The following is a 21,306-nucleotide window of genomic DNA, read 5'->3' on the forward strand; positions in this document are numbered from 1 at the left end:
CGGGCGTGGCCGACGGTCAGCGGCGCAGGCGCGACGCCACTGACCGGATCATCCAGGCGAACGTGCCGGTCCACGCCGTGACCGCGACCCACATCCAGGCCTGACCGATCCAGGCGACGATGGGCAGCTGATCGGCGCGACCGAGGTACATTCCCGCCACTGCGTACATGCCCAGCGGGAAGACGATCGACCACCAGGTGGGCTCGAAGCGAAATGGCACGCCGCGCACGCGGTGCCGCCAGTAGCCGACCGCCACGAGGACGGGGATGAGCCAGGTGGCGAAGCACCAGAAGACCACCACGAGGCCGGCGACCAGGCCGCGTACGGCGTCGACCATCGGCGCGCTGGACATCTCCACGATGCGTGCCCCCGCGACCACGGTGATGGCCACCGCGCCCATCGACACCCAGTACGGCGGGTCGAGTTCCCCCGGGTCGAACGGGTAGACCATGAGCCGCAGCGACACGTAGACAGCGCAGGCCACGTAGAGGACGACGCCGACCGACCACGCGGCTACCGCGAGGATCGCGAGCGCGTCGCGGCCGGCCTCGAAGTGGGGTTCCAGGGTGGCCGCGCCGACCGCCACGGACTGGGCGGCCACCACCCAGATGAACCAGGTGCCGTTCGCCTCCGTCAGCACGGACCGCTCCGTGCGGGCCAGGACGGCGACCCAGGGGACGGAGTAGCCGAGGATCAGCCAGGCGAGGGTGGCGACGACCAGCAGGACCGCCGCCACAACGTAGAGACCGTGGCCGGCGAGCCCCGCCGCCAGGACGTTGGTCCCGGCCACGAAGGTGAAGAACAGGAAGGCCTGGCGGGAGTCGTGGAGGTCGGCCGCGACCTCGGTGCGATAGGCGAGCAACCGCCACAGATTGAGTACGACGAGGACGACGTACTCGACCGCCGTGAGGACGAGCAGGATCAGGGACAGGGTGTGCCACCCGCGCAGATCCGCCCCGATCGCGACGATGCCCGTCGCCATGACCAGCGCGAAGTAGCCGGGGGACAGCCGCTCGGGGGTCGGGAGGCGGCGGCCGGGCGATGTCCTAGTGGCGTGCGGCACGGCTCGAACCCGACCGGGCACGGCCCTCGCCGACCTGTCGGCTCACGTCGCCGACGTCCTCGCGCATCCAGCCGCGGCGGTAGGGGCGGTTGCCGAACTGGCCCGACGGACGCGAGCGGTACACGACATAGGGCCGCCACAGGTACCCGACGGGCGCGGAGAACACGTGCACCAGACGGGTGAACGGCCAGATCGCGAACAGTAGGAACGCCAGGATCGCGTGGGCCTTGAACGTGAAGGGCGCGTCGGTCATGAGTACGGGGTCCGGGTGCAGCCAGAAGATGCCGCGGAACCAGACGGCCAGGTCGGCGCGGTAGTTGTAGCTGCTGAGAATGTTGCCGACGACCGTGTTGGCCAGTCCGAAGAGGATCGTCACGGTGAGGAAGAAGTACATCAGCTTGTCGTTGGCGGTGGTCGCGGAGAAGACGGGCCCCACCGTGCGACGACGGTAGATGAGGATCGCCAGTCCGACGAGCGTGCAGAACCCGGCGACGACCCCCAGCGACACCGCCATCCAGTGGTAGCCGGTCTCGGTGATGCCGATCGCGTGCGTCCACGATTCCGGGATCACCAGCCCGATGAAGTGGCCCGCGACCACGGCCAGGATGCCGAAGTGGAACAGGGGGCTCCCCCACCGCAACAGGCGGGACTCATAGAGCTGGCTCGAGCGGGTTGTCCACCCGAACTTGTCGTAGCGGTACCGCCACCAGTGGCCGACCACGAAGATCGCCAGGCACACGTACGGCAGGACCACCCACAGGACGATGTCCAGGATCGTCGCGTCGACTGTGGTCGTCTCGGTCATGGCCGGGCCCCGCTTTCCAGGTAGGACGAGGAGGTGAACGCTTCGAGCCCGACCTCTTCGTCGGGCGGCCCCTGGGCGACGAGTCGGCGGACGGCATCGCGGTCGTCGCCGCCGATCGGCGGGAGCGTGCCCGAGACCGCCTCGAGGGCGCCGGCCCAGGCGGACCCCCGGTCGGTCAGGGAGATCCGGAGCAACTCCAGACCGGGGCGGTGCTGGACGAGCAGAGCCCGGCACCGGTCGAGATCGTGCTGGGCCCCGAACTCGAGGAGCACGCCCAGGTGGTCGGGCAGTTCCGCGGCGTCCAACCGGGCGCCGGCCGACTTGTAGGCCTCGACGAACTCCACCAGCGCCGTGCCGCGCTTGCGGGTGTCGCCGTAGCGGAAGTAGGTCAGGTACAGGCAGCAGCGACGACGCAGGTCGAACGTCTCGACGTACTCCTCCTGCGTCTCACCCAGCGGCGTCGACTCGAGGTGGTCGACCAGGCCGAGCAGCGGCCGTGCGACGTCCCCCCGGTCGTCGACCAGTTCGCGGATGAGCGGCAGCCGCTCGAGGAGCTCGGGGGTCGGGTAGTCCAACAGGAGCGAGACAGCCTGATAGAGCGAGCGGTCCTCCGGCGCCCCGCGGCCGACGGCCGGGGAGGAGCCGGGCATCACCGCCCTGCGGACCCGGGAGAACAGATCGGTACCGAAGCCGGTACCGGCGAGGAACTGCGACGCCACGGCTCAGCCCTTCCTTCCCGGGAAGAGGCCGCCGGTACCGAGGCCGTCCCAGTTGAGCAGGTTGACCCGCCGACCCTTGTCCGCGGGGGAGGCGATGGTGTCCGAGGTCTGGCGTTGCTTCAACGCGTGGAAACTCTCCACCGCGATGGGCAGCGCCTGGTCGCCCGAGCCCTCACCGAACGGGCCGGAATCGCCCATCATCCCGGGGCCGCCGTCGTAGTCGAGGCTGCAGTCGGTGACCAGCTCCTCGAGGGAATGCGCCTGCTCCTGGTGGGCGGTGGGGATGACGTACCGCTCGTCGTAGTGGGCCAGGGCCAGGAGGCGGTACATGTCGTACACGTCCTCCTCGCTCATGCCCACGGCCTCACAGATCTCGCCCCGCGGCTCGCGGCCGAGGTTGATGTCGCGCATGTAGGTGCGCATCGCGGCGAGTCGGTTGAGCACCGTCTGGATGGTGTCGACGTCCCCGGCGGTGAACAGCTCGGCGAGGTACTCCATGGGAATTCGCATCGTGTCGATCGCGCCGAACAGCGTGTCGGAGTCCTCCCCGTCGCCGCCGTCCGCGGCGACGCGGTCGACGATGGGCGACAGCGGCGGGACGTACCAGACCATCGGCATGGTCCGGTACTCCGGATGCAGCGGCAGGGCCACCTCGAACCGCGAGATGAGCTGCCAGATCGGTGAGCGCTGCGCGCCCTCGATCCAGTCCTCCGGGATGCCCGCCTCGCGGGCGGCCTCGATGACCTCGGGGTCGTTCGGGTCGAGGAAGCACTCGCGCTGGGCGGCCAGCAGGTCGTGCTCGTCCGGCACCGACGCCGCCGCGAGCACCCTGTCCGCGTCGTAGAGAACCAGGCCGATGTAGCGCAGCCGGCCGACGCAGGTCTCCGAGCACACGGTGGGGATGCCCACCTCGACGCGCGGGAAGCAGAACGTACATTTCTCGGCCTTGCCCGTGCGGTGGTTGAAGTACACCTTCTTGTACGGGCAGCCGGTCACGCACTGGCGCCAGCCGCGGCAGCGGTCCTGGTCCACCAGCACGATGCCGTCCTCGACGCGCTTGTACATCGCGCCGGACGGGCAGGAGGACACGCACGACGGGTTGAGGCAGTGCTCGCAGATCCGCGGCAGGTAGAACATGAAGGTCTCTTCGAACTCGGCCTTGATGTCCTCGCCCACCTTGGCCAGGATCGGGTCGTCCTTCATGTGGGTCGGCGACCCGCCCAGGTCGTCGTCCCAGTTGGCCGACCACGAGATCTTCATCGGCTCGCCGCTGATGAGCGAGTAGGGTCGCGCGACCGGGGTGTGCTCCTGGAGCGGGGACGAGACCAGCATGTCGTAGTCGTAGGTCCACGGCTCGTAGTAGTCGTCCAGCGACGGCATGGTGGGGCTCGAGAAGATCTCCAGCAGCTTCTTCATCCGCCCGCCGGCCTTGAGGCGCAGCCTGCCGCCCCGGCCCAGCTCCCAGCCGCCCTTCCACCGCTCCTGGTCCTCGTACGTCCGCGGATAGCCGAGACCGGGGCGGGTCTCGACGTTGTTCCACCACACGTACTCGGTGCCGGACCGGTTGGTCCAGGCCTGCTTACAGGTCACCGAACACGTGTGGCACCCGATGCATTTGTCCAGGTTCATCACCATGGACATCTGGGCCATGACGCGCATCAGTACTGCACCTCCTGCGAGCGACGGCGGATGACCGTCACCTCGTCGCGCTGGTTTCCGGTGGGGCCGATGTAGTTCCACGCGTAGTTGAAGTGGGCGTACCCGCCGATGAGATGGCTGGGTTTGATGAGGATCCGCGTGGCCGAGTTGTGGATGCCGCCGCGCTTACCGGAGGCCTCCGCGATCGGCACGTCGACCGTGCGGTCCTGGGCGTGGTGCATGTAGACGGTGCCGGACGGCATCCGGTGGGAGACGACGGCGCGGGCGACGACGACGCCGTTACGGTTGACCGCCTCCACCCAGTCGTTGTCGACCACCCCGATCAGCTCGGCGTCCTCCCTGCTCATCCAGATGGTCGGCCCACCGCGGGACAGGCTGAGCATGAGGAGGTTGTCCTGGTACTCCGAGTGGATGGACCACTTGTTGTGCGGGGTGAGGTAGCGGACCGTCAGTGCGGCGCCGGCGCCACCGGATCCGTCGGTGCTGCCGAGCACCGGCTCGCCGTACAGCTCGTGCATGTTGAGCGGCGGGCGGTAGACGGGGAGCTGCTCGCCCACCTCGGCCATCCAGTCGTGGTCCATGAAGAACTGCATGCGGCCGGTGAGCGTGTGCCACGGCTTGAGCCGCTCGACATTGATGACGAACGCGCTGTATCGGCGGCCGCCGTGCTCCGAGCCGGACCACTCCGGGGAGGTGATGACCGGCTGCGGTCGGGACTGGGTGTCGGCGAAGGTGATGCGCTTGCCGGACTCACCGCGGGACAGATCGGCGAGCTCCCGGCCGGTGCGTGCCTCGAGCTGCTCGAAACCCTGGGTCGCGAGTCGCCCGTTGGTGGTACCGGACAGGGTGAGGATGGCCTCGCACATGCGGATGTCGGTGTCCAGGCGCGGGCGGCCCCGGCCGGCGCCCGTGCGGGTCTCGCCGTTGGCCTTGAGCAGGACGCCGATCTCCTCGTCCGGCTTGAGCAGCAATCCCTTGACCGGCATCCCCGCCTTCTCGGCGAGCGGCCCGAGGGAGCCGAACTTCTCGCCGATCAGCCGGTAGTCGCGTTCGACAGTGACGATCTTGGGGAAGTTCCGCCCCGGCACCGGCTCACACGAGCCGTCCTTCCAGTCGGACACCGTGCCGCCCGGGTTGGCCAGGGCGTCCGGGGTGTCGTGTGCCAACGGGACCGCCACGACGTCGGTGCGGGTGTCGAGGTGCCCGTGGCTCAACTCCGACACCTTCTCGGCGAGCAGCCGGAAGGTGTCGAAGTCCGTCCGGGTCTCCCACGGCGGGTCGATGGCGGCGTTGAACGAGTGCACGAACGGGTGCATGTCAGTCGAGGACAGGTCGTGCTTCTCATACCAGGTGGCCGCCGGGAACACGAGGTCTGAGAAAAGCGTGGTGGAGGTCATCCGGAAGTCGAGCGTGGCGAGCAGGTCGAGCTTGCCGTCCTCCGCGTCCTCGCGCCACACCATGTCCCGACCCCGGTGCCCCTCCGGGGCCTGGTCGGCGCGCAGTGACGAGTCGGTGCCCAGCAGGTGCTGGAGGAAGTACTCGTCACCCTTGGCCGACGAACCGAGCAGGTTCGAGCGCCACACGGTGAGGACCTTGGGGGAGTTGCCGGGGCCGTCCGGGTCCTCGGCGGCGAAGCGCATCGACCCGTCCTTGATCCGGCCCACCACGTGCTCGGCCGCGGACACGCCCGCCTCGGCGACCTCGTCCCCCAGGTCGAGCGGGTTGGCCGAGAAGGTCGGGAAGGAGGGCATCCAGCCCAGTCGCGCCGACATCGCCACCAGATCCGGGGTGCTCATCCCGGCGAAGCGGTTCTCGCCGGTCGCGGAGGCGAGGGTGTCCGCGCCGTACGCGTCGTACTTCCACTGCCCGGTGTGCAGGTAGAAGAACGCGGTGGCGATCATCTGCCGCGGTGGCCGGGACCAGTCCAGACCCATCGCCACCTGCTGGAACCCGGTCAGCGGGCGGACCTTCTCCTGGCCCACGTAGTGCGCCCAGCCGCCGCCGTTGACGCCCTGCGTGCCCGTGAGGATCGTCAGCGCGAGGAACGCCCGGTAGATGAGGTCGGAGTGGAACCAGTGGTTGGTACCCGCCCCCATGAGGATCATCGAGCGCCCACCGGACTCCAGCGCGTTGCGGGCGAACTCCCGCCCGATCCGCTCGGCCTGCGCGGCCGGGACGCCGGTGTGCTCCTCCTGCCAGGCCGGTGTGTACGGCTGCGGGTCGTCGTACCCGGTCGGCCAATCGCCCGGCAGCCCCTCCCGGCCCACGCCGAACTGCGCCATCATCAGATCGAGGACGGTCGTGACGCGAAGGTCCGTGGGGTTGTCGTCGTCGTCGCGGCCCCTGATGGTCCGGTAGGGCACCCCACGGGTGATGGTGCCGGCGTCGCCGCGCGTGGTGTCGAAGCGCGGCAACGTGACCTCGGCGGTTCCCTCGAGCGTGTCCAGCAGGGACAGTGCCGGGTCGACCTCGCCGAGATCCAGGTTCCAGTCGCCCGCGCCCTGCTCGCCGAACCGGTGGCCCAGCGTGCCGTTCGGGACGACCGGCCGACCCGTGACCGCGTCGAGCAGGACGGTCTTGTTGGCCGCGTTCTCGCCCGGATCCTCCGCGAGCACGCCCGCACCGACCATGTCCGCGGTGACGAACTTGTGCGGCAGAACCGACCCGTCGGAGCGCGTGCGCAGCGTGACCAGGAACGGCAGGTCCGTGTACTGCTTGGCGTAGCGCTCGAACTCGGGCGTGCCCCGGCGGGCGTAGAACTCGGTGAGCACCACGTGGACCATCGCCATGGCCAGCGCGCCGTCGGTGCCCGGGTGCGGGTGCAGCCACTCGTCGGCGAACTTGGTGTTGTCCGCGTAGTCGGGCGAGACCACCACGACCTTCTGGCCCTTGTACCGGGCCTCGGTCATGAAGTGGGCGTCCGGGGTGCGGGTGACCGGGACGTTGGAACCCCACATCACGAGGTAGGAGGAGTTGAACCAGTCGGCGGACTCGGGGACGTCGGTCTGGTCGCCGAAGACCTGCGGTGAGGCCACCGGTAGGTCGGCGTACCAGTCGTAGAACGAGAGCATGGAGCCGCCGAACAACTCGATGAACCGCGAGCCCGCCCCGAACGAGGCCATGGACATCGCCGGGATCGGGGAGAAGCCCGCGACTCGGTCCGGGCCGGCGGTCTTCGCGGTGTACACGTGGGCGGCGGCCGCGATCTCGACGGCGTCCTCCCAGCGGCAGCGGACCAGGCCGCCCTTGCCGCGGGCACGCTTGTACCAGGCGGTCTTGGCGGTGTCGGAGACGATCGACCCCCAGGCGTCCACCGGGTCGGCGTGCTCGGCGCGCGCCGCCCGCCACAGCTCGAGCAGGCGACCGCGGATGTACGGGTAGCGCACCCGCGTGGGCGAGTAGGTGTACCAGGAGAAGGCGGCACCGCGCGGGCAGCCGCGGGGCTCGTATCCCGGCATGTCGTCACCGATGTCCGGGTAGTCGGTCTGCTGCGCCTCCCAGGTGATGATCCCCTCCTTGACGTACACCTTCCACGAGCACGAGCCCGTGCAGTTGACGCCGTGCGTGGAGCGGACCACCTTGTCGTGGCTCCAGCGGTCGCGGTAGAACACGTCCGCTTCGCGGCCGCCCTCGATCGTCACGGTGCGCAGATCGTCGGAGGCCGTGCCGCGGCGGAAGAACCGGCCGGCCTTGAGGATGGCCTCGGAGGCGGGGCCGTCCAGGCGGGGGTCTGTGCTGGTCATGCCGGAGTCCTTTCCGTGGCGGTGGACGCGCTGCGACTGTTGCGGAGGAACCACAGCCAGGTGAGCGCCGCGGTGATGACCGAGAGGGCGAACAGCAGCAGCAGGCCGGTGCGGTAGTTGCTGTCGGCGGTCCAGAAGTAGCCGAGCAGGAGCGGCGGGACGAACCCGCCGAGCCCGCCAACGGCGCCGACGATGCCCGTGACCGACCCGACCGAGGACGGCTCGACCAGTTCGGCGACCAGGGCGAACACCGCGCCGGAGGCGACGCCCAGCGAGGCGGCCATGACGAGGAACACGGCCGTGCCCACCGGGTAGAAGCTGCCGTCGTCGATCCCGATCAGGGGCATGCGCTCGGACGCGGCCGCGGCCATGAGGCCGGTGACGACGTAGCTGATGACCAGGACCCACCCGCCGTCGAACCGGTCCGCCAGCGCACCGCCGAGGGGGCGGCACGCCACGGCGACCACCACGAAGATCGCGGTGCGCAGCGCGGCGTCCTCGATGTCCAGTTCGTAGAAGTTGTGCAGGTAGGTCGGCAGGTACACCGAGAACGCCACGAACCCGCCGAAGCCCATCGCGTACATCCACGACAGTTTGAGCGTGACGGGCCGGGCGAGCGTCCTGGCGGCCTTGACCACCCAGTTGCCCTGGGCCGGTGCCCAGGCCGGTGAGTTCTGCAGCAGCATCCGGGCTGTCACGGCGTAGATCGCCAGCAGGACCGCCACCAGGATGAACGGGGCCTGGTCGCCGAAGGCGTCGCGGAGCCGCAGGGTGGTGAACGCCGCGACGGCGGTGCCGCCCATGCCGGCGCCGAAGATGCCGATCGCCGTGCCGCGCCGGTTCGGCGGGAACCACGAGTTGACGGTGGGGACGCCCACCGCGAAGGAGGTGCCGCCGATGCCGAGGAAGAAGCCGCCGATGAGTAGGACGATCAGGCTGTTGTCGACGAAGCCGACGAAGAGCGTGGGGATGATCGTCAACGCCGCGATGAGCGGGAACATCGTGCGGCCGCCGAGCCGGTCGGTCAGCGCGCCCACCGGGATCCGGCCGAGCGATCCCACCACCACGGGCAGCGCCACCACCAGGGACTGCTGGAACGAGGAGAGCCCCAGGTCTTCTTTGTAGGTGGCGCCGAGGGGGCCCATGAGCGCCCACGCCCAGAAGGTGAGCAGGAACCCGGCGAAACACAGTGCCAGGGCGAGGTTGGCCTTCGTGGGATCGATGGCGGGCGCGGCGGAGGGGTCGGAGGTCACGGGGTCGGAGCCTGAGGACACGGGCGGTCCTTTCACGTCAGAGTCTCGCGGGTCGGGCACGGACGACAGGGGAACGGGCCCGAATCCCGAGTGTGCGACAGTCCGTCACCGCGCCGTGGGCGGTTCGACGAATGTGGCGGGGTTCGTTACCGGGCAAATATTCGCCGCAGCAATGTTTTCATCGTCAACAGTGAGCGGCTCAGACGAGCCAGTCGTTGGGCGCGAACAGCTCGGCGTGGAGCCGATCCTCCGGGATGCCGGCCGCCAGGAAGGCCGGCCGTACCGCCTGTAGGAACCCGGCGGAGCCGCACAGGAAGACGTGCGCGTCGGCGGGCAGCGGCACCGCGGACAGGTCCATGAGCCCGTGGTGGACGGTGCCCGGGCCGGACGCGGTGTCGGCACCGTCCTCGTACCAGGAGTGCACCTCGGCGTCGGCGAGCAGGGAGGCCTCGCCGGCGACCTCGCCCGCCAGGACGTGCTGGCCGGGGGAGCGGTCCGCGTGCAGGACGAGCACGCGACGCGAGGTCTCCTCCGCGGCGAGCTGGGCGAGAATGCCGAGCATCGGCGTGATGCCGATGCCGGCTGAGCACAGCACCACCGGGGCGGAGGCGGTCCCGGCGTCGGCCTGGTCCAGGACCAGGTCGCCGAACGGGAGCGTGACCTGCAGGGTGGTGCCGACCTCGGCCGTCGCGTGCAGCCAGCCGGAGACCTCGCCGGCGGGACAGCCGCCGGCGGTGGGGTCCACGCGGCGTACGCCGATCCGCCAGGTGCCGTCGCCGGAGGCGGTCGAGAGTGAGTACTGGCGCAGCTGGCGGGCGCCGTCGGGCAGCACCACGCCGACCGAGGTGTACTGGCCGGGGCGGAAGTCGGGGAGGCGTTCGCCGTCAGGCCCGGCGAGGGTGAAGACGGCGACCGAGTCCGTGACGTCCTCGCGGGCGACGACGGTGGCGGTCCGGAACACGTCACCCGGCTCGACCTGCGCCTCGGCGTACAGCCCCTTCTCGAAGTCGATGAGGACGGAGGCCATGATCCAGTAGACCTCGTCCCACGCCTCGGCGACCTCGGGGGTGACGGCGTCGCCGAGCACGCGGGCGATCGCGGCGAACAGGTTGTCGTGGACGATCTGGTACTGCTCCGGGGTGATGCCCAGGCTCGCGTGCTTGTGTCCGATGCGCGAGAGCAGGTCGACCGGGCTCTTGCCGTCCACGAGCATGGTGGCGAACGTGGCGATCGAGGCGGCCAGGGCGCGCTGCTGGGCGCCCAGTTTCTGATTGCCGCGGTTGAAGGTGTCGCGGATCAGTTCGGGGTGGTTGTCGAACATCGTCGTGTAGAACAGCGGCGTGATCTCGTCGATGTGGGCACCGATGACCGGCAGCGTCTCGCGGATGACCGGGACGTTGTGCGGGGACAGCGCCCGGGGGCGGGCGAGGATCGACTCGAGGGAGATCAGTGACGTGGTCATGGCAGCCTTTCCGGACCGGCCCCTACGGGTGTGGAGGCGTTGAATCCGAGCCTGCCAGAATGCGACATCGATATGCGCATTCACGCTGTGTGAGTTCGAATACCCACTTGAGCTGGATATTTGCGCTCTCCGTACGTAGTGCAGAGGAACTGCACGTCAGGGCCGCTCCGCGACCGTCGGAGTGAATCTCGGCTCCAGGGTGAGCAGGATCTGCCGCGTGGGGGAGTGGACGATGTCGTTGACGGTGAGCGGATCGAGGGTGGCGAAGAAGGCCTCGCGGGCCTCGGCGAAGGCCCGGCGCAGTCGGCAGTTCCCGGCGAGCGGGCAGGGCTGCTCACCCTCGCAGTCGACCGCCTCGCCGGGGCCCTCGAGGATGCGGAGCAGGGCGCCCACGGAGTGGTTCCGCCCGACGTCGGTTATCCGTAGCCCTCCGCCGCGGCCGCGGCGCGAGGCGATGACCTCGAGATCCACCAGGCGCGAGACGATCTTGGCGACATGGCTGGGGGAGGCGTTGACCGAACCGGCGATGGCGCCCGCGGTCATCCGTTCGCCGTCCCGGTCGCCCACCGCGAGCAGCATGAGGGTGCGAAGCGCGAGGTCGGAGTGACGGGAGATGTTCACCCGTCCATGATCCCATAATGCGAATTTGCACAACGCATTTCGGGGGCGTCAGATCCAGTCGATCAGCTCGACCAGCTCGGAACCGGCCGCGGCCTCGGGGATCAGGGCCAGTGACGGCGCCCCCGCGAGGTCGGCGAGGTGCGCGGTACGGACCCGCTCGTCCACGGACCAGCCGCCGGAGCCGTCGGGTCGCGCGGGCAGGATCCGGGATCGGGTCGGGGCGGCCAGTCCCGCCAGGGCGGGGACGGGCGCGAGCACAGGCGTCCGCCGTCGATCCGTGAGGGCGTCGACCAGCGCGCGGCCGGTGCTGGCGGCAGCGCACACCGCGGCCAGCGGGTTGCCCGGCAGTCCCAGGAGCACGCCCCCACCGGGCAGGGCCGCCACGATCTGCGAGCCGCCGGGTCGGACCCGCACCCCGTCGAGCACGATCCGGGCGCCCGCCCGCTCGAGTGCCGGGCGCAGGTGGTCGGCCACCCCGCGGCCGGTGGCCCCGACGAGCACCAGCACCTCCCCGGCCGCGCGCGGCCGTTGCAGCAGCGCCTCGAATTCGGCCTCGGTGTCCGGACAGTGTTCCACCGCGGCGGTGGCGGGCCCGAAGCCGGCGCGCGCGAGCACCGCGCCGAGCAGCGGCCCGACGGTGTCGCGGATCCGCCCGTCGGGCAGCGGGGGCGGGGTGGTGGCGGGCAGCACCTCATCGCCGGTGGTCACGACCGTCGCCCGAACCGGCCCCCGCACCACGACCCCGGTCAGTCCCGACGACAGCGCCGCCGAGGCCAGCGCGGCGTCGAGCGTGGCGCCCTCCGGCGCGAGGGCGTGCCCGACCGGCCAGTCCTCGCCGACCGGCCGCAGGTCGTTGATCCCGTCGGCCGCGCCCAGGGCGGTGACCAGTGCCGGCCCGGCGCCCGGCGGCGAGACCTCGACCAACTCGTGGCGCAGCACCCGGTCGGTCCCGGCGGGGGCGAGCGCGCCGGTCGCGATCGGCGCCGCGCATCCGGGCTCCAGGGTCGCCGCGGAACCGTCGCCGGCCCGCCGCGCGGCCCCGGTCAGCCGCCAGGCGCCGGGCCCGGCCAGCGCGTACCCGTCCATCGCCGACACCCGCCCGCGCGGCATCGGATCGGCCGCGACCAGCGGCGCCGCCAGCACCGCGCCCACGGCGTCGAGCAGCGCCAGCCGGGCCGCCGGCACGGCATCCAGGCCCGCGGCCAGGACCGGGCCGACGTGCGCGAGCGCCACCGGCCCACGCCCGGCGAGGTCGGCCCACGTGTCGACGTCGAGTGCCTGGGCGCCGACGGGCACGTGGACGAACCCCGTGGCGACGGTATCGTCGTCGTCATACAGGGCGCGCACCGCTCGTCCGGCCGTGCCGACCGTGGCCTCGAGTCGCGCCAGGCGCGCGGCGAGCGCGCGGCGGTCCCACGCGGCCAGGAGGTACTGCTCGTGACCGGCGGCGTCCACGCCGAGCGCGGCCGCCGCGCCCGACGTGCGCACGGCGTCGACGAGCGCGCGGAGGGTGCCGGCGTCGAGTTCGGGAAGGTCACAGGCCACGACGACGACGACGTCGACACCGTCCGGAAGGCACGCCAGTCCCGCGGCGATTCCCGCGACCGGTCCGGAATGGGGCGGGTCCTCGCGGGCGTCACCACCCGGTCCCACCGTGATGGCCGGCCCCGCGACGGCCCGGGCGGCGCCGAGCACGGTCTCGACCATCGGCCGACCGGCCACCGGGAGCCGGGCCTTGTCCACCCCGCCGAGCCGGCTGCCCCGGCCGCCGGTGAGGATGATCGCGCCGACGGTGCCCCTCACTGCAGGCTCTCCTGTCGCCGTTCTTCCGGGGTGGCCAGGCGATCGCGCAGAAAGTCGTCGACGAGTCGCTCGACATCCGTCTCGGTGAACGGGCGCAGGCCGATGATGCGGGCCAGCACCACGGGGCCGGCGAGTTGAGCCACGGCGAGGTCGCGGTCGCCGGGGGTGAGCGTGCCGTCGGCCTCCGCGGCGGAGAGGACCTCGTGGAGGGGCGCGGCGTAGGACTCGACCACGCTGCGGCGCAGCTCGCCCACCTCGTCGTCGTCGGAGGCACCGCGCCCCATGGCGAGCCAGCCGAGCATCGACTGCTGCATGGGCACGGTCTGGATGAGCCGGGTCAGGGCGGCGCACAGGTGGACCAGCTGCCCGCGCACCGACAGGTCCGCCGGCGGCGGCTCCGGGGTGGGTAGCAGGCGCCGGAACGCCGCGGCGATGAGCGAGTCCGTCGAGGGGAAGTTGCGGTACAGCGTGGTCCGCGCCACGCCCGACAGGCGCGTGACCGCCTCCACCGTCACCGCCGCCGCGCCCCCGGAGACGAGGAGGTCCGCGGCGGCGTCCAGTAACTTGCCGCGCGAGCGGGCGCGGCGAGGATCGATGGGCGAGGGCATGGTGTCCATTGTGGCCCGCCGCGTCGGTCGGCTCGTGCGTTACGGTGTCCGGAAGGAAGCGATACCGTTGGTAGCGTTTCTCGCGATGACCCCGGGAGGGCCCGTGCTCGAACTGTCCGCAGGACGGCGGCGTTGGCTGCTGTTCGTCAGCCTGGTCGCGGTCTCGATCGTCGTGGCCACGATGTCCGCGCTCTACACCTCGCTGCCCGACATCGCGGTGGCGATCGGCGCCACCCAGGCCGAGCTCACCTGGATCGTCGACTCCTACACGCTCGCCCTGGCCGCACTCGTTCTCACCGCCGGCGCCCTCGGCGACCGATTCGGGCGCCGCGCCACCCTCATCGCGGGGCTCGCCCTGTTCACGGTCTCCTCCGCGCTGCCACTCCTGCTCGACTCGCCCACCTGGCTCATCGTCCTGCGCGGCGTCGCCGGGCTGGGCGCCGCGTTCGTCATGCCGTCCACGTTGTCGCTGCTCACGGCCAGTTTCCCGCCCGAGCAGCGCGGGATGGCCGTCGGCATGTGGGCGGGCTTCGCCGGGATCGGCGGCATCGTGGGTCTCGTCGGCTCCGGGCTGATGCTGCAGGTGTGGTCCTGGAAGTCGATCTTCCTCGTCTATTCCGTGATCGGCCTCCTGGTGTTGCTCGCCGCGTTCACGATCGGGGAGTCCGTCGCGGCCAGGCACGGCCGGCCCGACGTCGCGGGCGCGATCTTCTCGGCCCTGGCCGTGGGCGGTGTGGTCTTCTGGCTCATCGAGGGCGCGCAGACCGGCTTCGGCGAGCCCTTCGTCGTGGTGGCCCTCGTCGTGGCCGTGGTGAGCCTCGTCGCGTTCATCGGCGTCGAGCTGCGCGCCTCGGACCCGCTCCTCGACGTGCGCTATTTCCGGCGCCGCGGCTTCTCCACCGGGTCGGTCTCGGTGGCGCTGCAGTTCCTGGTGATCTTCGGGTTCTTCCTGCTCATCGTTCAGTTCCTCCAGCTGGTACAGGGCTACGACGCGCTCGGCGCCTCGATGGCCCTGGCGCCCATGGTGGTGCCCGTGATGGTGCTGTCGGTCATCGCGCCCAGGATCACCGACGTCGTGGGTTTGCGCGTGGTGTCCGTGGTGGGTGTCGGCGGGATCGCCGTGGGCATGCTCCTGCTCTCGAGGCTCACCGTGGACTCCGGGTACTGGGATGTCCTGTGGCCGCTGTGCATCGCCGCAGCCGGGCTCGGGCTGTCCACCGCGCCCGCGACCTCGGCCATCGTCTCGGACATCCCCGCTGACGAGCAGGGTGTCGCGGCGGCCGTGAACGACGCGATGCGGGAGATCGGCGCGGCGATCGGCATCGCGATCGGCGGCAGCATTCTCGCCGGGCGGTATGCCTCCGACATCGTGGAGGTGCTGCCCGGCGTGCCCGAGGCGGGCCGGCCGGCGGTGGAGGGCTCGTTCGCCGGGGCCATCGAGTTCGGCAACGCAGCCGGGCCCGCCGCCCGGCCGATCGTGGACGCCGCCGCGGAGATCTTCGCCGCCGGCATCTCCGATTCGCTGGTCGCGCTGGGGCTGGTCGCGGCGGGGGCGGCGGTCCTGCTGCTGTTCGTGGCCCCGGGCCGCGGTTACGTGCCGCAGGGTGACGTGCGGCGGGCCGGTGTCGACGCGGCGGCTGGTTCCGCGTCGGATCAGTTGTAGTTCGCGTTGTTGGAGGTCGGGTTCTCGATGGTGATCGGCGTCGTGAGTAGCGGCCTCACGACGCCCGGCGGGTGCAGGTCAGAGAGATGCGGAGGTCGTCAGTCGTGGATGCGCTCGGGGTGGGCGTAGACGGTCGCCCGGTCGTCGCGGCTGAAGCCGGCGAGCGTCACGCGCGCGTCGACCGCGAGATCCACCGCGAGCGACGAGGGCGCGCTGACCGCGGACAGTACGGGAATCCCCGCCATCGACGCCTTCTGTACGAGTTCGAACGACGCCCGGCCGGACACCTGGAGGACGGTGTCGCCGAGCGGGAGTCGATCCTCTCGGAGGGCCCAGCCGACCACCTTGTCGACCGCGTTGTGTCGACCCACATCCTCGCGTAGGCAGAGCAGCTCCCCGTCCGGGGTGAACAGTCCGGCCGCGTGTACCCCGCCGGTCCTGTCGAAGACACGCTGGTGCTCGCGGAGCCGCCGGGGCAGGGACAACAGAACCTCGGCCGCGACGAGCGGCTCGACCGGGCCGAGAGGAAAGTGCGTGGTGCGGCGGACCTCGTCGATCGAGTCCACGCCGCAGACCCCGCACGCGCTGGTCATGGTGGTGGTTCGCGCCGGCCTGGGCTCGGGGACGTCGGGCGAGACGGTCAGCGAGAGCGTGTTGTAGTCCTGCTCGGAGCGCCCGCTGACGGTGGTGCAGTACTGGATCGTGGGCAGGTGCTCGCGATCCCAGATGGCGCCCTCGGAGACCAGGAGGCCGGCGGCCAGATCCATGTCGTCGCCCGGGGTCCGCATCGTGACGACGAAGGGCGCACCGCCGACACGGATCTCGAGCGGCTCCTCGACAGCGAGGGTCGCCACCTCTCGCCTGGTGTCAGCCCCGGCGATGATCCTCAGCGCGGGGTGACGAGTCGTCCGCCGTCCCATAGTCGGCCAGCCTAGCCGTCACCGCCGACCCCTTTCCCAGGTATAGCGCCGTGAGGGCCACCGCGACCAGCCAGATCAGCGGATACACGTTGGTGATCGTGGAGAAGACCACCGACGGGATATCGCCGCCGAGCATGAACAGGCCCATCCCCACCCAGCGGTCGTCGGGGAAGTTGGTGTCCGGGAAACTCTGGACCCAGTTGGCTCCCGCCGCCCACACCAGCGGCGGCAGGAGCCACACGTACCAGCGACCGGCCGAGATCGCGTAGTGCAGCGTCAAGACGAGCAGCGGGACAAGCCAGACCCAGTGGTGACCCCAGGTGAAGGGCGAGACCATGGTCATGGTCATCCCCGCCAGCGTCAGCCCGAGGAGTTGATGCCCGGCGCGATGCGCCAACGCCGCGACCGTCAGGCCGACGACCGCCACGAGAACGGCGCCGATCAACCAGACCCAGGTGGGGGCCATCTCCAGCCCGGCGAGACGGGCGATGGCCCCGCGCACAGACTGGTTGGCGACCAGGCAGTCCTGCCCTATCCGTTGTGAATCGAGCAGGGTCCCCGACCAGTATCGGATGGCATCACGGGGGATGACCAGAAATCCGAGCGCCACGGTGCCGAGGAACGTGAGCCCGGAGACCGCGGCCATCCGCCACCGGCCGGTGAGCACCCAGTGAGACCAGAAGAACGCCGGGGTGAGCTTGATGCCGGCGGCGATCCCCGAGCCGATGCCCGCCCAGCGGCGACCGGACCGCGAGGCGAGCTGGTCCGCCAGCACCAGCACCAGGAGCAGGACGTTGATCTGGCCGAGCCACACGGTGGTGCGCACCGGCTCCAGCGAGAGCGAGATCAGGGTCAGGCACACCGCGACCTGCACGGTCACGCGGTCGGACCGGTAGCCCAGGGTGCGCAGGCACATGCGGATCGCGAGATAGAGGAGCCCCACCGTCAATGCGGTCCAGCCGGCTTCCATCAGGCCGGGCGTGACCTGGGTCAGCGGGGTGAACAGCAGGGCCGAGAACGGCGGATACGTGAACGGCATCGGGGCGTAGAACCGCCCCGAGTCGGCGCCGGTCAGCAGCCCCTCGTACAGCGGGATCGCCCCGAGGACCGCCTGCCCGCCCCACCGGTAGACGTTGACATCGAGCAGGTTGCCGTAGATGCCCCACCACGGCGTCCGTTCATCCGGGAAGCGAAGCACCATGAAGACCGAGGACAGCGCCAGGATCGCCAGCGGCCCCCGGAGCCACACGGTGGTGGGTAACGAGCGCATCGGGGCTGAGCTTAGACCCGGACGGGCAGCGGTTCGCGAGAATGCGGAGAGAATAATGAGGCCGTCACCGCCGGGGAGCCCGCGCTGATGCGCGTGGCGGCGGCGTGACGGCCTCATCGGGGCCGGACGGTGTAGGTCCGGCCCCCCTCCCGGGCCGGGGCCCGGGACTCAGATATAGATGGCCGGGTCGATATAGAACTGCGCCTCGCGCAGCTCCTCCTTGGTCGACCTGGCGGGCTTGGCGACGCCCGGGATGCCCACGACGATCGAGTCGGCGGGGGCGTCCTTGACCACCACGGCGTTGGCTCCGACCGACGAGTCCGCGCCGATCTCGACCGGCCCCAGGATCTTGGCCCCGGCGCCGACGGTCACGCGGTCCCCCAGCGTGGGATGCCGCTTGACCTGCTTGAGCGAGACGCCTCCGAGGGTGACCCCGTGGTAGATCATGCAGTCGTCGCCGATCTCCGCGGTCTCACCGATCACGACGCCCATGCCGTGGTCGATGAAGAACCGCCGGCCGATCACCGCGCCGGGATGGATCTCGATCCCGGTGAGGAAGCGGGCGAACTGCGACAGGACACGCGCGGCGGTGCGGCCGGCCCCGCCGGAGTGCCACATGCGGTGGGACAGGCGGTGGATCCAGATGGCGTGCAGGCCGGAGTAGACGACGGCGTTCTCGACGTCACCCCGGGCTGCCGGGTCGTGTGCACGCGCCGCGGTGAGGTCCTCACGCAGAGTGCGCAAGAGCCCCACCGGGCGATCGGAGGAACCCGACATCAGTCGCGGTAGTCCTCGAAGAGCATCGTCGAGACATAGCGCTCGCCGTAGTCACACACGATCACGACGATGGTCTTGCCCGCGTTCTCGGGGCGCTTGGCCACCTCGAGCGCGGCCCACACGTTGGCACCCGACGAGATGCCGGCAAGGATGCCCTCCTCCTTGCCGAGGCGCCTGGCAACCTCCAACGAGTCCTCGAGAGTGGCGTCGATGACCTCGTCGTATACCTCGCGGTCGAGGATCTCCGGCACGAAGTTGGCGCCCAGTCCCTGGATCTTGTGTGGGCCGGCCTTGCCCTCGGTGAGCAGCGGAGAGTCCTTGGGCTCCACGGCGACGATCTGGATGTCCGACTTCTGAGACTTCAGGTAGTTGCCGGCGCCCGAGATGGTGCCGCCGGTGCCGATACCCGCGACGAACAGGTCGATCTCACCGGCGGTGTCCTCCCAGATCTCCGGGCCCGTGGTGCGACGGTGCACGTCGACGTTGGCCGGGTTGGCGAACTGGCGGGCGAGGACGGCGTTCTCGCGGCTGTCGGCGACTTCTTGGGCCTTGGCGACGGCGCCCTTCATGCCTTCGGAACCCGGGGTGAGGATGAGCTCGGCACCGTACGCGCGCATGATGGCGCGGCGCTCGACGGACATGGTGTCCGGCATTACGATGACGGCCTTGTAGCCGCGGGCGGCCGCGACCATGGACAGGGCGATACCGGTGTTGCCGGAGGTGCCCTCGACGATCGTGCCGCCGGGCTTGAGGCCGCCGGAGGCGACCGCGTCGTCGATGATGGCCGCGCCGATGCGGTCCTTGACGCTGCTGGCGGGGTTCGCGGACTCGAGCTTGGCCAGCACCGTGGCCTGGATGCCCTCGGTCAGGGAGTTGAGACGGACCAGCGGGGTACGGCCGATGGTCTCGGTGATGTCGGAGTAGATCTGCGCCATGATGTGTTCCGTTCTGCAGAGAATGAACCGATCTGTCTATTGCGTAGTCTACGTGATGCGACGACAAGGCACGAGGGTGCGATCGGGAAAACCCGACAGATTGCCACAGGTGCGGTGTCCGGTCGATAATCGACTGCGCTCCATTTCGACGTCGTCCGAAAGGCCGCAACCGGCATGCGCGAGATCACCGTCCCCACCCAGCGAACCTTCACCGGTTCCGACCTTATCCCGGTGGTGGCGCGCGGACGCGCCGCCACGGACCCACGGGCCGTCCCGTTCGAGTATCACGACGGCGACCAGTGGCGATCCGTTTCCAACGCGGAGCTCGTCGCCCGTGTGGACCGCATCGCGGCCGGACTCGTCGCCTCCGGTGTCGAACCCGGTGACCGGGTCGCGCTCATGGCCGGGACCCGCCTCGAATGGGTGCTCGTCGACCTGGCTGTCTGGACCGCCGGCGCCATCACCGTGCCGATCTACCCCTCGTCCTCGGCCGGGCAGCTCGAGTGGATCCTCACCGATTCCGAGGCGAAGGTGCTCGTGGCCGAAACCGACGCCCACGTCGTCGTCGTCGGCGATTCCGACGTCCCTGCCACCTGCACCCGTGTCCTCTACCTCGACGACGGCGGGCTCGAGGCCCTCGAGGCCGACGGCGATTCGATCGCACCCGAGACCCTCGAGGCCTCGTTGGCCACCCTCGACCCCGACGCCCCCGCGTCGATCATCTACACCTCCGGCACCACCGGACGGCCCAAGGGCTGCGTGATCACCCACCGCAACCTCCTGTCGGAGTGCCACGCGTTGCTCGACCACCCCATCGGCTCGATGGCGCAGCACGGCAAGAAGACGCTCATGTTCCTGCCGCTCGCCCACGTGCTCGCCCGCGCCGTGACCTACACCGTGTTCCTGGGCGAGGCCACCGTCGGGTTCTGGGATGACACCTCGACCATCCTGCCGCGCTTCGCCGACTTCCGGCCGCACATGATTCTCGGTGTCCCGCGCGTATTCGAGAAAGTTCGCGACGGGATCGCCGCCAAGGCCGGTTCGAAGGGCCGACTGCAGGAGGAGATCTTCGGTCGCGCGGAGGCGATCGCCATCGAGGCCAGCGAGCTGCGCGGCGGCGACGGTCTGGGCGACGCCCGCCGACCCTCGCTTGTGCACACCATTCAGTACAAGGCTCTCGACGTGGCGGTCTACAAGGCCGTCCGTGAGGCGCTCGGGGGCCGGTGCGAGTACGCCATCTCCGGAGGCGGCGCCCTGCCGGACCGGATCTCGCACTTCTTCCGCGGACTCGGCGTCCCGATCTACGAGGGCTACGGCCTCACCGAGAGCACCGCCGCCGCCACCGTGAACGGGCCCGGCTGCCAGCGCATCGGCACCGTCGGTCGGCCGGTCGCCGGCACCAGCGTCCGGATCACCGACAGCGGACAGGTGGAACTGGCCGGGCCGCTGATCTTCGACCACTACTGGAACAACCAGAAGGCCACCGAGGAAGCCCTCCGTGACGGCTGGTTCGGCACCGGGGACCTCGGATCGCTCGACGAGGACGGCTACCTGACGATCACCGGCCGCGCCAAGGAGATCATCGTCACCGCGGGCGGGAAGAACGTCGCACCGGGCCCGATCGAGGACGGGATCCGGGCGCACCGCCTGGTCGGTCACGCCGTCGTGATCGGCGAGGCCCGTAAGTTCGTGTCCGCACTGATCACGGTTGACGAGGACGAGCTCGAGGCCTGGGCCGCGGAGAACGGACACGTCGGCAAGCCGGCCGAGGACCTGGTGGCCGACCCTGCACTGCAGGCCGAGATCCAGTTCGCCGTGGACGACGCCAACCGGCAGGTCTCGCAGGCCGAGGGCGTCAAGAAGTTCACCGTCCTGCACCGGGACTTCACCGAGGAGTCGGGGGAGCTGACCGCGACCCTGAAGGTCAAGCGGCACGTGGTGGCCGAGCGCTACGCCGAGCAGATCGAGGGCATGTACGCCTGATCGGACCAAAGCGAGAGCGCCC

At 70.4% G+C, this 21,306-nt stretch carries 16 protein-coding genes; 2 read left to right on the forward strand and 14 right to left on the reverse strand.

Annotated elements, in window-relative coordinates; genetic code table 11:
* Positions 1 to 16: 16 nt before the first annotated feature.
* From ACWIE7_RS02300 to ACWIE7_RS02345, 10 genes are all read right to left on the reverse strand, one after another.
* The gene (locus ACWIE7_RS02300) at positions 17 to 1,063 is read right to left on the reverse strand and encodes a tellurite resistance/C4-dicarboxylate transporter family protein (protein ID WP_454068505.1); all 1,047 of its coding nucleotides are present in this window, start codon (positions 1,061 to 1,063) and stop codon (positions 17 to 19) included.
* On the reverse strand, positions 1,047 to 1,868 hold the full coding sequence (narI, locus tag ACWIE7_RS02305; protein WP_230930907.1) for a respiratory nitrate reductase subunit gamma: 822 nt from the start codon (positions 1,866 to 1,868) through the stop codon (positions 1,047 to 1,049). The genes ACWIE7_RS02300 and narI overlap by 17 nt, the downstream gene beginning before the upstream one ends.
* A complete protein-coding gene (narJ, locus tag ACWIE7_RS02310; RefSeq protein WP_452099741.1) occupies positions 1,865 to 2,587 on the reverse strand; it encodes a nitrate reductase molybdenum cofactor assembly chaperone in 723 nt (240 codons plus the stop codon). The genes narI and narJ overlap by 4 nt, the downstream gene beginning before the upstream one ends.
* 3 nt (positions 2,588 to 2,590) lie before the next feature.
* Complete coding sequence (narH, locus tag ACWIE7_RS02315; RefSeq protein ID WP_452099742.1) at positions 2,591 to 4,246, reverse strand: nitrate reductase subunit beta; 1,656 nt, start codon at positions 4,244 to 4,246, stop codon at positions 2,591 to 2,593.
* A complete protein-coding gene (locus tag ACWIE7_RS02320) occupies positions 4,246 to 7,989 on the reverse strand; it encodes a nitrate reductase subunit alpha (protein WP_454068506.1) in 3,744 nt (1,247 codons plus the stop codon). The genes narH and ACWIE7_RS02320 overlap by 1 nt, the downstream gene beginning before the upstream one ends.
* Positions 7,986 to 9,263 carry an MFS transporter gene (locus ACWIE7_RS02325; protein WP_454057373.1) on the reverse strand — a complete coding sequence of 426 codons (1,278 nt, stop codon included), beginning with the start codon at positions 9,261 to 9,263 and terminating at the stop codon, positions 7,986 to 7,988. Before ACWIE7_RS02325 ends, ACWIE7_RS02320 begins: the two co-directional genes overlap by 4 nt.
* A 178-nt stretch (positions 9,264 to 9,441) precedes the next feature.
* On the reverse strand, positions 9,442 to 10,704 hold the full coding sequence (locus ACWIE7_RS02330; protein ID WP_454068507.1) for a globin domain-containing protein: 1,263 nt from the start codon (positions 10,702 to 10,704) through the stop codon (positions 9,442 to 9,444).
* 156 nt (positions 10,705 to 10,860) lie between these two features.
* Positions 10,861 to 11,325: an RrF2 family transcriptional regulator gene (locus ACWIE7_RS02335; protein WP_452099746.1), complete on the reverse strand. Its 465-nt coding sequence runs from the start codon at positions 11,323 to 11,325 to the stop codon at positions 10,861 to 10,863.
* A 48-nt stretch (positions 11,326 to 11,373) separates the two neighbouring features.
* A complete protein-coding gene (locus tag ACWIE7_RS02340; RefSeq protein ID WP_454068508.1) occupies positions 11,374 to 13,128 on the reverse strand; it encodes an NTP transferase domain-containing protein in 1,755 nt (584 codons plus the stop codon).
* Entirely contained in the window at positions 13,125 to 13,736 is a 612-nt protein-coding gene (locus ACWIE7_RS02345; protein WP_454057370.1) for a TetR/AcrR family transcriptional regulator, read from the reverse strand. Before ACWIE7_RS02345 ends, ACWIE7_RS02340 begins: the two co-directional genes overlap by 4 nt.
* 85 nt (positions 13,737 to 13,821) lie before the next feature.
* Between ACWIE7_RS02345 and ACWIE7_RS02350 the strand changes: the two genes are divergently transcribed.
* Positions 13,822 to 15,399, forward strand: coding sequence for an MFS transporter (locus tag ACWIE7_RS02350; RefSeq protein ID WP_452099749.1), 1,578 nt, complete (start codon positions 13,822 to 13,824; stop codon positions 15,397 to 15,399).
* 98 nt (positions 15,400 to 15,497) lie between these two features.
* Here ACWIE7_RS02350 and fdhD read toward each other — a convergent pair whose 3' ends face one another.
* From fdhD to cysK, 4 genes are all read right to left on the reverse strand, one after another.
* Positions 15,498 to 16,319, reverse strand: a complete 822-nt coding sequence (fdhD, locus tag ACWIE7_RS02355; RefSeq protein ID WP_454068509.1) for a formate dehydrogenase accessory sulfurtransferase FdhD — start codon at positions 16,317 to 16,319, stop codon at positions 15,498 to 15,500.
* A complete protein-coding gene (locus ACWIE7_RS02360) occupies positions 16,267 to 17,589 on the reverse strand; it encodes a glycosyltransferase 87 family protein (RefSeq protein ID WP_454068510.1) in 1,323 nt (440 codons plus the stop codon). Before ACWIE7_RS02360 ends, fdhD begins: the two co-directional genes overlap by 53 nt.
* A 168-nt stretch (positions 17,590 to 17,757) precedes the next feature.
* Positions 17,758 to 18,366: a serine O-acetyltransferase EpsC gene (gene epsC / locus ACWIE7_RS02365; protein WP_452099755.1), complete on the reverse strand. Its 609-nt coding sequence runs from the start codon at positions 18,364 to 18,366 to the stop codon at positions 17,758 to 17,760.
* Positions 18,366 to 19,301: a cysteine synthase A gene (gene cysK / locus ACWIE7_RS02370; protein ID WP_230930894.1), complete on the reverse strand. Its 936-nt coding sequence runs from the start codon at positions 19,299 to 19,301 to the stop codon at positions 18,366 to 18,368. The genes epsC and cysK overlap by 1 nt, the downstream gene beginning before the upstream one ends.
* A gap of 174 nt (positions 19,302 to 19,475) precedes the next feature.
* Here cysK and ACWIE7_RS02375 point away from each other — a divergent pair, with 174 nt between their 5' ends.
* The gene (locus ACWIE7_RS02375; RefSeq protein WP_454057369.1) at positions 19,476 to 21,284 is read left to right on the forward strand and encodes an AMP-dependent synthetase/ligase; all 1,809 of its coding nucleotides are present in this window, start codon (positions 19,476 to 19,478) and stop codon (positions 21,282 to 21,284) included.
* The last annotated feature ends 22 nt before the right edge of the window (positions 21,285 to 21,306 follow it).

The organism is Dietzia sp. NPDC055343, assembly GCF_053645265.1.